Below are 14,803 nucleotides of genomic sequence, written 5' to 3' on the forward strand. Positions count from 1 at the left end.
GACGGCTTGAAGCCAGGTGATTACTACTTCGTAGAAACAGCCGCACCAGCAGGTTACAACTTCGACAAAGACAAGCATTACGACTTCACTGTTGAATTGCAGACAACCGCAAAGGTAGCAACAGTTTCAGCTACTAACGCACAAAAGACTGGCTCAGTTGTTTTGACTAAGACGGACAGTGATACTGGCAAAGTCTTGGCTGGTGCAACATTTGATTTGTACAAAGCTGATGGCACTGAAGTAGCGAAAGACTTAACGACAAAAGCTGATGGCCAAATTAATCAAGACGACTTGAAGCCAGGTGATTATTACTTCGTAGAAACAGCCGCACCAGCAGGTTACAACTTCGACAAAGACAAACACTATGACTTCACTGTTGAATTGCAAACAACGACTAAAGTAGCGACAGTTTCAGTAACAAACGAAGAGAAAACTGGATCAGTTGTTTTGACTAAGAAAGACAGCGATAGTAATAAAGTCTTGGCCGGTGCAACGTTTGATTTGTACAAAGCTGATGGCACTGAAGTAGCGACCGACTTGACAACAGATGCCAAAGGTGAAATTAAGCAAGACGGCTTGAAGCCAGGTGATTACTACTTCGTAGAAACAGCCGCACCAGCAGGTTACAACTTCGACAAAGACAAGCATTACGACTTCACTGTTGAATTGCAGACAACCGCAAAGGTAGCAACAGTTTCAGCTACTAACGCACAAAAGACTGGCTCAGTTGTTTTGACTAAGACGGACAGTGATACTGGCAAAGTCTTGGCTGGTGCAACATTTGATTTGTACAAAGCTGATGGCACTGAAGTAGCGAAAGACTTAACGACAAAAGCTGATGGCCAAATTAATCAAGACGACTTGAAGCCAGGTGATTATTACTTCGTAGAAACAGCCGCACCAGCAGGTTACAACTTCGACAAAGACAAACACTATGACTTCACTGTTGAATTGCAAACAACGACTAAAGTAGCGACAGTTTCAGTAACAAACGAAGAGAAAACTGGATCAGTTGTTTTGACTAAGAAAGACAGCGATAGTAATAAAGTCTTGGCCGGTGCAACGTTTGATTTGTACAAAGCTGATGGCACTGAAGTAGCGACCGACTTGACAACAGATGCCAAAGGTGAAATTAATCAAGACGGCTTGAAGCCAGGTGATTACTACTTCGTAGAAACAGCCGCACCAGCAGGTTACAACTTCGACAAAGACAAACACTATGACTTCACTGTTGAATTGCAAACCACCGCTAGGGTAGCAAAAGTTTCGGCCACAAACGAAGAAAAGACCGGATCAGTTGTCTTGACTAAAAAAGACAGTGATACTGGTAAAGTGTTAACCGGTGCCATATTTAGTTTGTATAATGCCGATGGCAAAAAAATCAAGTCTGGTTTGACTACTAACAATGATGGTCAAATTAACCAGGACGGTTTGAAGCCGGGTAATTACTACTTTGTAGAAACAGCCGCACCAAAAGGGTATAACTTCGACAAGGACAAGCAATACAAATTTACTGTCGAGTTGCAAACTAAATCTAAAGTTGCAACAGTTTCGGTTACAAATACTAAAATACCAGTAACCCCTACTAACAATAAAACAAACAATAAGCATCATAAGCACAAGGGAACTCATTTCTTGCCAGATACTGCGGCCAAAGCTGTATTGTTTGTATCGTTATTAGGTTCTGTACTGATTTCTGTTATTCTTGTAACTTCTATTCTTAATCGTAAAAATAAATCTAATGATTAAACATAGTCATTAAACCTTTCCAAATCCTAATGGGTTTGGTTTTTTTGTTTTCTTATACATATGCCCAGAATGCTCAGAAGTCAATAAATGGATAATTCTTATTCAGTCTGTAAAATGAGAGTTTTAGGCATATTTCGATATCAATGCATTATTCACAGAGTTTGAAATTTTCACTAGTTAAACTTCGCCTATAAACAAACTCACTTAGATTTGTGGACTTCAGTTAATGTTTCGTATGCATTCAAATTTGCTCTTATACTAAAAAACTTACTAACATTAAAGGTGAAGATTACTCTCGACGGAGATGATTTTCACCTTTTTTGGATTTATTCTAAAATTGGTAGTGAAACTTAGGGCGTTGGTCCTTTTGACACCAGATGTCGTAGAAAAAAATGGCCATTTCACTGGTTTTACCACACAATTTGATCTTAGTAAGTTAGGCGCTAGACGTCGAGTACAGAAAATTAAATGGTCGTGAGGTGTCAGTGGTTGTTTCAAATATTGTTTAAGGAGGTGCTATGATGCATGATGTTATTGGTATTGATGTCTCTAAAGCTACTAGTCAAGTTGCGATGGCGTTTGATGGTAAGATAACTCAACATTTCAAGATAACCCATGATGTCCTAGGATTCAATCAACTCAATACAATTATCATGCAATCTAATGAATTTCCTGATATTGTTTTTGAGGCGATCGGTATTTATTCGCGACGATTGAAATCATTTTTGGATTGGCATAATTATCCCTATACTTATCTCAATCCCTTAGCAGCAAAAAACCAGTTGGATCAGCTTCGCCCGAATAAAAATGATTTGAATGATGCTAAAAACTTGGCTGAGACACAATTAATTTTAGCTCGTGCTAAAAAGTTATGTTCAAAATCCAATTGATATTGAGTTACAAGATATAAGCCGCTTTTATCAACAAATTAATCATGATATTGTCAGTACACAAAATAGATTACATCGCGTTTTACAACTGACCTTTCCTGAAATCGAAGAACTCTTTTCCGCCACCGATAGTCGATAGTCCACATTAATGGGAACTCTTAACAATAGTGCCACATGCAATAATTACAAGACGTTCAAGGCAAACATTCATGGACACGATTCAAGGTGGGATTAGTTGGCATATCAGTCACGAGAGATTACGCAAAATAGCCGACCAATTAATGAGTATGGGTCAGATATCAGCGCTTGCAGTTGCTACCAGTTCTTATAATGTTGCACAAGTTATATACTATGCAAAGCGTTTGATTGAGTTACATGGTACCAAGGGTGACATCCTGACTGCTATGGTAGATAAGGCTAAAGATTTACCGGATAACTCATTTATCAAAGCATTACAGGGTTTTCAGATAAAACAGTTGTGTCGCTGATAGCTGAATTGGGCGATTTACATCGTTTTCGTACTGCCAATAAGCTAAACGCTTTTGTTGGGATTGATTTGATATTCAATGACTCAGGTGATTACAAAAGCACAGGTTTTATCACCAAAAGAGGAAATAGCACCGCACGTAAAGTTCTATTTAGAGCAATATCAAATATGGCGAGTACCGCATCTTATGGGCATCCCAGTCATATTAATGATTGGTATCAAAAGAAAAAGCAATCTTCATTGTCTAAGGGAACAAAGAAAATTGCCATTGGTGCCATGTCGTGATTACTGAGAACCATGCATTATCTAGTCATTAATCATCAACTGTATGATTACAAAGTTGCATCAAAGCACTAGTGTTCTACATTTATAAGCCTAACATTTTTTAAAATCGATGTGAAGACAGCGATTTATTTAAATAGTGCTAATTGTTAATAAAATTTCAACATAAAAAGAGTCAAATGCCTTGAAACACTTGACTTCTGGTAGAAAAATGGCCTATTTTTATTCAGTCCGTAAAATGAAAGTATAGGCGTATTTTTATACCAATTCGTTATTCACAAGATTTTAAAGATTCACTGGTTAAACTTCACCAAGAAGGCCGTTCACTTAAATCATTGGCAGAGGAATTTGGTCCGTCGAAAGATTCTATTGCTATTTGGGTTAAACAAGCTACCCCAATCATGATCAAGGGTCAGTCAGAGACTTTAAGCAACTAGAGAAACGCCTCGCTATTTTGGAGGAAGAAAACGAAATTTTATCACGCGTAGCCTGACAGGCATTGAGCGGCCATCTTACTAGCAAAAAAATAGTCCGTAATGTGGGATTGCCGCTTGTTAACCAATTTTTAGCACAAGGCTACGCGCTTGTGCGTATTTTAAGTGCACTTAAAATCAAACCTAGTACCTATTACAACTGGCGCCATTGGCAGCCCAGTCGACAAGAAAAGCGTAGAGAATCTCTAAAACCTTATATTTTAGACGTTTGGAAAACCTTTAAATTTTATGGTTATCATCGTATTGCTACTTATAGTCAACAAACCGACGGTCCAAAAATATCTGAATATATAACACTCAAATTAATGCGTGAATTAGGGATTAGATCCCGCATGCAAAAACGTTATCGCAAGCCAAAAACTGTGGTGACTGGTGATCAAAAGCCCAATCTGATTAGACATTCGCATGATTTGGGCGGTGTTTGGCAAACAGATATCACTTATATTCAGTTGACTAATCACAAATGGGTCTATTTAGAGACCGTTTTGGATCCTGAGAAGAGAAAAGTATTGGGCTATAAAATTGGCGATACAATGACAGCCGGGTTAGCCACAAGTGCCTTACAGATAGCGTTAGATAAGCATCGAAAGCCATTAATTATTCATTCAGACATGGGGTCACAATACACGAGTGCTGAGTTCAATATTAAATGCCAAAATTATGGCTTGAAACATTCATATTCACTCAAAGGACATCCATACGATAATTGCCGTATGGAAGCGTTTCATTCAATATTGAAGCGTGAAGAGGTTTATTTGAAGGCATACCAAACATTAACTGAAGTCCAAGCAGCCATTGACGGATTGATTATGGATTTGATCAGTTTAATACAGTTTTGCGAATGGTTGTTGATAATGCAGGGTATCGTGCACTACTAAAAAAGCAATAACAATAGTCCAAGTGATTTACTTACGAGCATCCATTATTACCTATCAAGTTATGTGCTTAGTGGCTATGATGTAATTACATAATGATATCCAAAATCCGGTCAACAATAATGCGCCACTGGTGTCAGTTAGATAATGATTACCTAAAGAAATCCGAGAAACCATGACTAAGATTATCCAAGCAACACACAAGAAAAAGATATAAGATTGGTGAGTAGTTTTTGCCTTAAACAATTTATAAAATGTTAATGATAAAACCACTGCTGTTACAGTATGAATGCTAGGATAGGAAAAACCATGGTCAATAATTATTTGATTATCAGGGCGTGCTCTGTGAAAAATATACTTCAAAGAAATCGCCAAAAAAATTGCACCAAATAACTTTGTGAACACTAAATATCGATTTAATCGGTCTACATGAAATGCTAGGACAATAGATATTGTGATAATTATAGCAACAACAGGATTTGCTATATGCGTAATAATTATCATTAACTGACCAATTATTCCTTTAGTATGTAACCACAAATTTGCATATACGTCGATAGGATTTTTTGGGAAAAAGTAAACTAATATTGTTTGTATTATGAGTAGGCATAATAAGATAATACTGAAATAATAATATTTACTTTTTTTGGTGGCATCCATTTTAGATTAATTTCCATTTTCCGATTGTAATTTCAAATTTTGGCTAGTATTATTGTCGGGATATAGTTCATCAGCTGTTCCTACCTGGTCTAGTTCATCTTGTGTTACGTCGCTACCAAACTCAGAACCAGTTGTCGCCGACTTTAGATTAAGTGACGCTCTAACTTTATTCGTAATTGCTTGTCTTTGTGCTGTTGTTACTCTTTGATATGAAAGACCGTCATACATTTCACCTTCGCCTTGCACTGTGTACGAAACGATATTTTTAGAGGCCGACATGTAATTAGAGCCCAGAGCAATAATGTCTTTAGCGGATAAGTCAGAGGCAATATTTTTTGTCGTGGTATTAATAAATTTTATATTGAGTATTTTAGTTGGATTAGATTTTATTTTTTTAATAATTGCGTTTAATAAAATACGCTGCCTTTCCGTACGACCGTAATCTCCGTTAGGATCTTGATAACGCATACGAGAAAATGCTAATGCAGCTTTACCGTTCATTTTGGAATAAGTACTAAAACTTTCTCCGTCTGCCGCATATTTAAATTTTGTCGATCCTTTGTAAAATTGATATAGGTCTTTTCCAGTGGCATGGGCTGTTTCCTGGCTGAAGGCAAATGTTAGTGGAGAGTTAACCGAAATACCACCTAATTGATCGACTACATCTCCTAGTCCGCTCATATTAACCATAGCATAGTAATTGATTGGAAAATTAAACATTTTTTGCAGCGTGGTAATGGTTGTTCCCACACCATCGCCCAATGAAGCATTCTTATCCGATGCTTCTTTAAATGCGTAAGCAGAGTTTAATTTTTGTGGAAAAGTATTTTCAAATCCACTAATGGATGTCATGATGTCCCTTGGAATAGAAATTAATGTTGTTATTTTTTGTTGTGGATTTATTGTGACTACCATCATGGAATCTGTGAGACCAACGCGATTACGATTTGTTCCGAAACCGCCATCAGTGCCAACATCTGTTCCCAAAACCAGAAAGGAAATCGGTTTTTTACTCTCAATGAGATGACTGACCTTTCCCTCTGAATGTAGACCAGTAGAGGAATAGGAACGATTTACAGAATGTTGAATATTATGCAAATATACAGAACCTAATATGGAACCGGTTATAGCAATTAACAGAATAAATAGTATAGCGTATTTACGCAGTATATGACTCTGTTTAGATGATGCGTACTTGTCCATTCTGTGGGTGGCTTTGTCTGCCATGATAATCTCCTTGTTTGGAATACTGACATAAATACATTTCATTTTAGCATAATAATTTGAATTCCATGTAAATATTTCAGAATGTCGATCTTAATATAGCCTATTTAAGTTTCATTTAATCTGTTAACACTATTCTTAATCACATAATAAATTGGGAAGTATTGAATATTTATCAATAAACATAAACGTTCAATATTACTGGATTCGGGGAAATATGCTAAAAGTAAAGAAACTGTTGAGCACAAGAATTGGATTGTTGTCATTTTTGTTAGTTTGCTTGTGGATGAAGTCGATGATTGCCTATTTTAGTGTTTTCAATTTGCGTGGTGTAGGCACAGCAGAATTCATACTAATGATAATAAATCCGATAGGATTTACAGCAATTTGTTTTACGATACTATTATTTATTAGGCGTACTTCGTTATTTTATTTATCTGTGTTTGCTGTCTCTGTGTCATTAAATTTTTTGCTCTATTTGAATATTTTGTACTATCGAGAATTTACTGATTTTGTCACAATAGATACATTGACTGGAGGGGCCGGTGTATTTCAACATGGATTTGACTTTGGATCTGTGCCTGTTCATGTATTTGATTTTATTTATTGGATTGACATAATTTGTATTGTTATTTTACTGTTACTAAAAAAAATAAAGTTTGACACAAATCATATGAAGTTGTCAGAATCTTTTGGTTATTTTTCTATAAGCATGGCAATATTTGGTATTAATCTCTGGTTTGCTGAATTTAATAAGCACCAATTAATATCCCGCAGAGCTCAATCCGATAAAACGTATGTGGTGAGATATTTAGGATTAGGTCCGTGGATGCTGACTGATTCATATTATACTCATGTCATTGATTCACAGAGAAAAGAAGCGAATAAAAACACTATCTACAAGATAAAGGATTATATCAAAAACAATAGATATCTTGCGCCAAATACCAAAATGTATGGTATTGCCAAAAACAGAAATTTAATTATTATTCATTTAGAGTCATTCCAGCAAGATTTAATCGATCGTACTATTAAGGGTACTGATGGTAAAATGCATGTTGTGACACCATTTTTGAACTCTATTTATCATTCGCAGTCTACTTATGCATTTAGTAATTTTTTTAATCAGGTAGGACAAGGAAAAACTGCAGATGCCGAAAATATGATGGAAACGTCAACGTTTGGTTTGCCTGCCGGTGCTTTCTTTGCTAAATATGGTTCTTCACAAACATTCCAAGCTATGCCAGCTATACTTAAGCAACAGGAAGGCTATAGTTCTGCAGTATTTCATGGTAATGTGGGTTCTTTTTATAATCGCCTTAATACCTATAAACAAATGGGATATGAAAACTTTTTTGATCAAAGCTTTTATGATAATTCTTCAGCTAATATGAGCCCTTGGGGGATAAAAGATAAGTTGTTGTTTAGAGATTCTGTCCCAATGTTGGAACAACTACAACAGCCGTTTTACGTTAAATATTTAACTGTGACTAATCATTTAATATATACCATGGCTAATGAAGATAAAGATCCAAGTTTTGCAACTGTAGACTCGGGAGATTCACTAGTTAATAAATATTTTGAAACAGCACACTATTTAGATCAATCAGTGCAACAATTCTATGATTATTTAAAAAAATCAGGATTATATAATAAGTCCGTTATTGTATTGTATGGGGATCATTACGGAATTTCAGGTTCAGATTTAAAGGCCTTTGCTCCTTACATTGGATCTAGTGCCAAAAAATTTGATAGTTACGATAATACTATGCTGCAGCGAACACCGCTAATGATTGATGTTCCCGGCCATAGTGATGGCAGAATTATAGATACCTATGCTGGAGAAATTGATGTCATGCCAACATTGGAACATTTGCTGGGAGTGTCTAATAAAAATTATATTCAATTTGGTCAGGATATTTTTTCGAGTGGTAGGAAAAATTTTGTGGCGTTACGTAATGGTGGATTCGTGACACCAACACTAACACTAACTAGCTCTCATGGTAGTTACTATAATACACAGACTGGCGTTAAAATACTAAAGATGGATTCATCAGAAAAAAAATATGCAGAGAGTGTCAAAAATCAAGTCGCTACTTTGTTATCTAATTCCGATAAGCTTAATAATGAGAATTTATTGCGATTTTACCATCCTAAAGGTTTTACAAAAGTTAACCCCAAAAACTATAATTATACTGTGACTGCTACAGAAAAAAGGTTAGCACATACAAATAACTACTTGGCCGCTAAATCAAACAGCTTGTTCAGTCGTAATAATGACAAATCAACCCTTTCTGATTACACTAATGACATACCTGAGGTTCAAAATGGGCAAGATGTTCCAAAAATTAAGTAGTCAATCTTTATTCATCGATACAGTCAAAGAGGATAATTTAATTATGAATTCAGCATATGTTATAGTGTTAAAGTCAAAACAGTTATTATTGTTAATATGGAATTTAATTCTATTGAGTATTAATAAAGTTTTCTATTATGAAATTGGCAATAGGTATAGTAATTTGTATCTAATTTTAAATATTGTGGTTATTATTGTATTTTTATTTTTGTTGATGCCACATCGATGGAATATAGACCTTGAACATAATATTTTGATAGATATTGGCATGTGTAGAAAAAGAGTAATTGATTTAAATAAAAGTAATTTATTTAAACAGAATCAATTAGTATTAACATTTTTATTTTATAACAAAAGCATAAAGATAACGACTAAAACGTCCTATCTAATGTTGTATCAAAATGTCATCAATAATATAAATAGTAACAAATAATGAATTAAATAATAATTGAAAGTTAAGTGATAAAATTTAGGCTAGTAAATATGAATTTTAAGTGGATTTTTAAAAAAATATGTATGCCTGTATTACTAACGATAGGTGCTTACTGGATAACCAGTCAAGATCAAATGTTGTATCGATCACCTATTGGGATTATTAGCTCATCTAAAACCATACAAGAAAAACAAGTGAGCGATGATTTTCAAAATAGAGACGAGTCAATTGTTCAAAGATTAACCATAAAAATTATTAATTTAAGGCCAAAAAAAAATCCTTATGTCGTAATAATCAATCATGTTAATGCTTCTAAAACAACTGGACAACTATATCATATTGGACAGAAAGTCGTACTGAAAAAAATGTCTGGAAAGTATGAAATTGTTACTCTAAAAAGAGATTCAATAATGATTGCATTGATTGTTTTACTGATCAGTCTATATTTCAGTCTGACAACAGTTAGATCGTCTTCATTCTTATTATTGTCGCTACTTTTGAATTTAATATACTTTGTAATCTGTATCACTTTAAATTTAAAAATAAATCCACCAGTGATTGCTCTCTTTTCGTTGCTATCAGTGATATTTGTACTATCATCATTGTTATTTGTTCTTGGGGGCACCAAACAAATGGTTTATACTTTTTTAACTACAGTCCTAACAACTGTTATTACTTTTTTAATTATTTTTATTACTATGTATCTATGTGGTAACAATGGTATTCACTTCGAATATTTGGGTTATGTAACACAGGATCCATCTAAATTTTTCTTTGTTGGTACAATTATTTCGGTTTTAGGTGCTATTATGGATGGTTCTGGTGATATTGTGGCTGGATTATTTGGTCTTAGTAGACAATATAGTATTCGTAACCAAAGTGCTGATTTTAAGGTATACCTTAAGTCAGGCATGTCTATTGGTCAAGAAATAATTGGAACACTTACAAACGTATTATTTATGATATTTATTGCAGAAACCCTACCACTAACATTATTACTGCTTAGAAATGGCAATACTTGGGGATACATTGCTACTGTCGGTTTAAATTTAGGAATGTTTCAGGCCATTATATCTATAATAGGAATATTATTATCAGTTCCAATCACTTCTATTATTACTGGAATAGGGTTATCTTATACAAAAAAATAGTGGGGTTTTGATTATGGATAATGCATTGGTAGTGTTGACAATAATCATGATTATTTTAATGTTTATTATTGCTCAAAAGGACGCTATTAGAAATTTATTTGGATTGATATTGAATGTATTGGCAGTATTTATATTAATTACGCTTATTAATTTTGGATTGAATCCTTTAGTGGTTTTGGCTGTTATTGCACCAGTGATTGTTGCTGTTTCTATTTTTATGTCAGCTGATGAAAATGAAGTAACATTTATTGCTTTCAAAACTAGTATCATGGTAATTCTTATTTTATTTCCCATCGCAATAATTGTTCAATATTTGGGTCATTTTCAAGGATTTGCAGCAGAAAATGTTGATGAACTAGAAAATCTCTCTTTGGATATAGGTGTTAACTTTTCTAATGTATCCATCGTAGTACTATTAATTTCAGTTATCGGGGCAATCTCAGAGTCGTCTATAGCTTTGGCTGCTAGTCTAACCGAAGTTATTGATCAAGATGAACGCATGACTATTGAACAATTAAAAAATCAACGAAAAATAATATCTGAGCAAATATTAGGAACTGCAACCAACACACTTTTTTTTGGTATGCTGGGATCGTCAGCAGGTTTGATATTGTGGTTTACAAGGCTGAATTATAGATTTTCCGATATAATAAACTCAAAACTATTAGTAGCAGATGTTGTAACCATGCTGTTGGGAATGATTGGAATATTGGTAGCTATTATCATATCAGGTCATTTTGTTCAAAAAAATTTTGTTATTCAAAAGAACAAAATCTAATCATAAGGTGTAAATAGTCGGAATCATTTTTGAGATATTTAAAATCAAAAAAGTTTGCTAAATTTTTATACTTATCAATTTTATATATAAATCCATCGATTTTTTATGATATTTTCCAGAATAATTTCGCGTTCTGATGTATAATTTTGAATGGATTAGGTCTTCTGAAGATAATCCCACTGTTTTATATCTCTTATTGTTGTTCCTAATCTAAGCGTTGGTGTATCCTCTATCAGCGCTTTTTGTTTATACAAAGCTAAAGTTATAAGAGATTAACTATGGTAGACATTAGTTTCATAAGTACAAAAATTAAATAATATCTAAGCCAATAATAAATTAAGAAATTAAAATAAATATTTTATATATTGTTATTTGAAAAGGAAAATCATGGAAATTGCGACGAAAAGATATAATGTTATGTTGTTTATTTTTTCAATCATTTTGGGAGTTCTTGTTGGAGTTAGTTCTGGACTTTTGGGCATCTTATTAAATTTAGTTGAAAAAATTTTTCTAAACTATAATGAAGTAGCTAGATATCCTGCCCCTGTCAATGGCATTCCTATCTTCAGACTATACTCTGTGGCTGTTGGTGGGATTATATCAGCTATTATTTGGTGGATTATACGTGAAAAATATAAAAAACCAATATCTATAAATCAAGCGCTATCTGGTGACAAGATGCCGTTTATTTCTACTCTTATTCATGTTATAACACAAATATTCTATGTGGGAACAGGTGGATCAATAGGAAGAGAATTAGCTCCTCGTGAAGCCGGAACGTTAATTGCCCAAAGCTTTGAAAACAGGATCAGAAAGTTAAATATTTTAAAGTTAGAGCTGGCTGATAGACAATTATTGTTAGCTGCTGCTGCTGGCGCGGGATTTTCAGGTGTGTATCTTGCACCTATTACTGGGGCACTTTTCTCAGTAGAATTACTGCTAAAAAAATTCACCTTTAGAACAGTTAGTATTAGTCTATTAATGACATCTGTTTCCATGCTAGTAGGCGGTATGTTTAAGGGATTTAAGCCATATTATATTGTTAATCATACTATATTTAGCGCTGCTGGTATTATTATAGTATTAGCATTTGCGCCATTAATGGGCATTATGGGTGGGCTATTTCGCTTAATGTTTCAATCTGCCGGCAAACATAAAGCCACAGGCTATAATATTTTGTGGATGTTGCCTCTCGTATCAATTGCTACTGGAATTATTGCTATTTATTTCCCAGAAATCATGGGTAATGGACGATCTTTAATGCAACTATCAGTCTTTAGTGAATCACATAATATGATTGTGATTTTGTTCATTGGATTAATTTTGAAAATGATTGTAACCTTGTTGACAATTAGGGCAGGGGCATCAGGTGGGACTTTGACACCTTCCATCGCTATTGGAGGATCGGCGGGGGCTATTATTGGGATTATATGTAGTTGGACCTTCATGCCGAGTATTAGTGTTGATCAAATGGCAATATTGGGGGCAGTAACTTTTTTAGCTGCTTCACAACAAGCACCTTTGATGGCCCTGTTTATGATGATTGAAATCACACATATTGGTTATTCTTGGTTGTTGCCGATGTTTTTGGGTGTAATTGTATCGTTATTTTTTTCAAGATTACCGTTAAAATATAAACGATAGTTTACAATGACATCATTCATAGTGAAAAAAACGCCTATACTTTAATTTTATCAATTAGAGTATAGACGTTTTTTCTTTAAGGAAATCAGTTGTGAAATAAACATATTTGTGAGAACAATCAGGTATGTTTTAAATAAACATTTTTTTAATGTATTGAACAGTCCTAGCAGAAATATTGAAAGCTTCTGCTGTATCTCGAACAGTGTGGGTTTTAGAATATTCAAAAATGGCGGTGTTACGGCTATCTTTTTTTCGCTTTGGTCTACCTTCCCTATAATTAGGATTATGTTGTTTTGCAAAAACTTTACCGGCCTGAGTTCTTTCGATAATCATGTCACGTTCCATCTCAGCAACCGATAATAAGGTTCTGACAATCAATCATACGACCCATGGGGGTGTTATCAATGGTTCCTAAATTTAAAACCTTAATCATTATTTTTTCTTTTAGCAAATCATCAATTAAATTCAGTGCTTCACGTGTATTTCGAGCAAAGCGGTCTAACTTGGTGACAATCAATGTGTCATTGGGTTCAATCAGATTGACGAGTTTTTCAAATTGAGGTCGTGATGTAGTGGTTCCCGAATATTTTTCACTGAAAATCATGTCAGCGCCTGAAATTTTCAAAGTCTCTTTTTGTTCATTCAAAGATTGTCCAGCAGTAGATACTCTAGCATAGCCATAAATTGTCATTTTTTCACCTCATAAAAATGCATAATTAAATTGCAGTATATAAACGCAAGTATATCATGGTATTAAAAAAGCGCAAATTACTTAACATTTAGTTGCATAATGATTGAATAAAAACTTTTGTATCAGAATAGCAGCAGTTTGTTAATTGAATAACGTTGATAAATTTTTATATATCGTTAGTTACAAGAAGTTTTTTATTAAGTAACAAAAATTACTATATGTTTACATTGATTGAAAATAAAGTTATTGTGAAAAAAAAGTTGTATTCTTATATAGACAAGTAAATGAGGATTGTTTAATGATTGTAGATTTGCATAGCCATTTATTACCGAATATTGACGATGGATCGAAATCATATCGAGGTTCTATTCGTATGGCTAAAGAGGCGGTTGATAACGGCATTAAAGCTGCATTGATGACGCCTCATCATATGAATGGGCAATATGTGAATCATAAACCAGACGTTATTCGGTTAACTCAAGAATTTCAAAGACACTTGGATAACAATCATATTCCACTGCAAGTTTTTCCTTCACAAGAAGTCAGAATAAATGGTGACTTACTTGAAGCTCTGGATAATGATGATATTTTGTTCGCTGATGAGACTAACCGCTATTTATTGTTAGAATTTCCTGATGATGATGTGCCTACTTACAGTACAGATATGATTTTTCAAATCATGCAACGTGGTATTACGGTTGAAATTGCTCATCCAGAAAGAAATATCAAAATTATGTCAACGCCACGCATTCTATTTGATTTAATCGAAGCGGGTGCTTTGGCTCAGGTAACTGCTAGTTCGTATGTAGGAACATTCGGCAAAAAAGTTGAGAAATTTACTGAGCAAATTCTTAGTCATAATCTAGCGCATGTTTTTGTGTCTGATGCCCACGACTTGCCTAACCGTCGTTATGAATTAGCTGAAGCAATGGTCAAAGTTGAAAAGCAGTTAGGTAAAGATTATCAGCAATTGTTGGAGAGCAATGCTGAAGCAATTTTAGAAGGTAATGATGTGACAACGCTTTTACCAGAGCCCATTGTAAACAGAAAGTTTTTTAGTAAATTTTAGAGAAGAGAGAGATTGAAGAA

Annotated in this window: 12 protein-coding genes and 2 pseudogenes; 11 read left to right on the forward strand and 3 right to left on the reverse strand. The window is 34.2% G+C overall.

Going from position 1 to position 14,803, the window contains the following annotated elements:
• The 6 genes and pseudogenes from FF105_RS08090 to FF105_RS08110 form a co-directional block, all read left to right on the forward strand.
• The coding region (locus FF105_RS08090) for a SpaA isopeptide-forming pilin-related protein (RefSeq protein ID WP_290046595.1) at positions 1-1,749 on the forward strand (1,749 nt) is incomplete at its 5' end.
• 518 nt (positions 1,750-2,267) lie between these two features.
• Positions 2,268-2,639, forward strand: coding sequence for an IS110 family transposase (locus FF105_RS08095; protein ID WP_290046596.1), 372 nt, complete (start codon positions 2,268-2,270; stop codon positions 2,637-2,639).
• A gap of 209 nt (positions 2,640-2,848) precedes the next feature.
• A complete protein-coding gene (locus tag FF105_RS08100) occupies positions 2,849-3,127 on the forward strand; it encodes a hypothetical protein (protein ID WP_290046597.1) in 279 nt (92 codons plus the stop codon).
• Positions 3,118-3,411 (forward strand): IS110 family transposase, encoded by a 294-nt coding sequence (locus tag FF105_RS08105; protein WP_290046598.1) that lies wholly within the window; start codon positions 3,118-3,120, stop codon positions 3,409-3,411. The genes FF105_RS08100 and FF105_RS08105 overlap by 10 nt, the downstream gene beginning before the upstream one ends.
• Before the next feature lie 251 nt (positions 3,412-3,662).
• Positions 3,663-3,797: pseudogene (locus FF105_RS11615) on the forward strand (transposase); the annotation flags it as partial.
• Between the two features lie 149 nt (positions 3,798-3,946).
• On the forward strand, positions 3,947-4,780 hold the full coding sequence (locus FF105_RS08110) for an IS3 family transposase (RefSeq protein WP_290046599.1): 834 nt from the start codon (positions 3,947-3,949) through the stop codon (positions 4,778-4,780).
• A gap of 54 nt (positions 4,781-4,834) precedes the next feature.
• On the opposite strand, the gene FF105_RS08115 is transcribed toward FF105_RS08110, so the two are convergent.
• Both FF105_RS08115 and FF105_RS08120 read right to left on the reverse strand, forming a co-directional pair.
• Entirely contained in the window at positions 4,835-5,437 is a 603-nt protein-coding gene (locus FF105_RS08115) for a phosphatase PAP2 family protein (protein WP_290046600.1), read from the reverse strand.
• Between the two features lie 6 nt (positions 5,438-5,443).
• A complete protein-coding gene (locus FF105_RS08120; RefSeq protein ID WP_290046602.1) occupies positions 5,444-6,664 on the reverse strand; it encodes an LCP family protein in 1,221 nt (406 codons plus the stop codon).
• A 214-nt stretch (positions 6,665-6,878) separates the two neighbouring features.
• On the opposite strand from FF105_RS08120, the gene FF105_RS08125 reads away from it, so the two are divergent.
• The 4 genes from FF105_RS08125 (at position 6,879) to FF105_RS08140 (ending at position 13,023) form a co-directional block, all read left to right on the forward strand.
• Positions 6,879-9,017 carry an LTA synthase family protein gene (locus tag FF105_RS08125; RefSeq protein ID WP_290046631.1) on the forward strand — a complete coding sequence of 713 codons (2,139 nt, stop codon included), beginning with the start codon at positions 6,879-6,881 and terminating at the stop codon, positions 9,015-9,017.
• 483 nt (positions 9,018-9,500) lie between these two features.
• Positions 9,501-10,601, forward strand: a complete 1,101-nt coding sequence (locus tag FF105_RS08130) for a YibE/F family protein (RefSeq protein ID WP_290046604.1) — start codon at positions 9,501-9,503, stop codon at positions 10,599-10,601.
• A gap of 13 nt (positions 10,602-10,614) precedes the next feature.
• Positions 10,615-11,379: a YibE/F family protein gene (locus FF105_RS08135; RefSeq protein WP_290046605.1), complete on the forward strand. Its 765-nt coding sequence runs from the start codon at positions 10,615-10,617 to the stop codon at positions 11,377-11,379.
• Between the two features lie 387 nt (positions 11,380-11,766).
• Positions 11,767-13,023 (forward strand): chloride channel protein, encoded by a 1,257-nt coding sequence (locus tag FF105_RS08140; protein WP_290046606.1) that lies wholly within the window; start codon positions 11,767-11,769, stop codon positions 13,021-13,023.
• 129 nt (positions 13,024-13,152) lie between these two features.
• Here FF105_RS08140 and FF105_RS08145 read toward each other — a convergent pair.
• Positions 13,153-13,714: pseudogene (locus tag FF105_RS08145) on the reverse strand (recombinase family protein).
• Between the two features lie 298 nt (positions 13,715-14,012).
• Between FF105_RS08145 and FF105_RS08150 the strand changes: the two are divergent.
• Positions 14,013-14,783, forward strand: a complete 771-nt coding sequence (locus tag FF105_RS08150) for a tyrosine-protein phosphatase (RefSeq protein WP_290046608.1) — start codon at positions 14,013-14,015, stop codon at positions 14,781-14,783.
• Positions 14,784-14,803: the final 20 nt, after the last annotated feature.

The organism is Leuconostoc sp. UCMA20149 (assembly GCF_030400235.1).
GTDB classification, from domain to species: domain Bacteria; phylum Bacillota; class Bacilli; order Lactobacillales; family Lactobacillaceae; genus Leuconostoc; species Leuconostoc pseudomesenteroides.

Bases quoted from the DNA above. Each gene is read 5' to 3' on its own strand.
- FF105_RS08095 (WP_290046596.1), top strand. From the start codon at position 2,268: ATGATGCATGATGTTATTGGTATTGATGTCTCTAAAGCTACTAGTCAA.
- FF105_RS08100 (WP_290046597.1), top strand. From the start codon at position 2,849: ATGGACACGATTCAAGGTGGGATTAGTTGGCATATCAGTCACGAGAGA.
- FF105_RS08115 (WP_290046600.1), bottom strand. From the start codon at position 5,437: ATGGATGCCACCAAAAAAAGTAAATATTATTATTTCAGTATTATCTTA.
- FF105_RS08120 (WP_290046602.1), bottom strand. From the start codon at position 6,664: ATGGCAGACAAAGCCACCCACAGAATGGACAAGTACGCATCATCTAAA.
- FF105_RS08125 (WP_290046631.1), top strand. From the start codon at position 6,879: ATGCTAAAAGTAAAGAAACTGTTGAGCACAAGAATTGGATTGTTGTCA.
- FF105_RS08130 (WP_290046604.1), top strand. From the start codon at position 9,501: ATGAATTTTAAGTGGATTTTTAAAAAAATATGTATGCCTGTATTACTA.
- FF105_RS08135 (WP_290046605.1), top strand. From the start codon at position 10,615: ATGGATAATGCATTGGTAGTGTTGACAATAATCATGATTATTTTAATG.
- FF105_RS08140 (WP_290046606.1), top strand. From the start codon at position 11,767: ATGGAAATTGCGACGAAAAGATATAATGTTATGTTGTTTATTTTTTCA.
- FF105_RS08150 (WP_290046608.1), top strand. From the start codon at position 14,013: ATGATTGTAGATTTGCATAGCCATTTATTACCGAATATTGACGATGGA.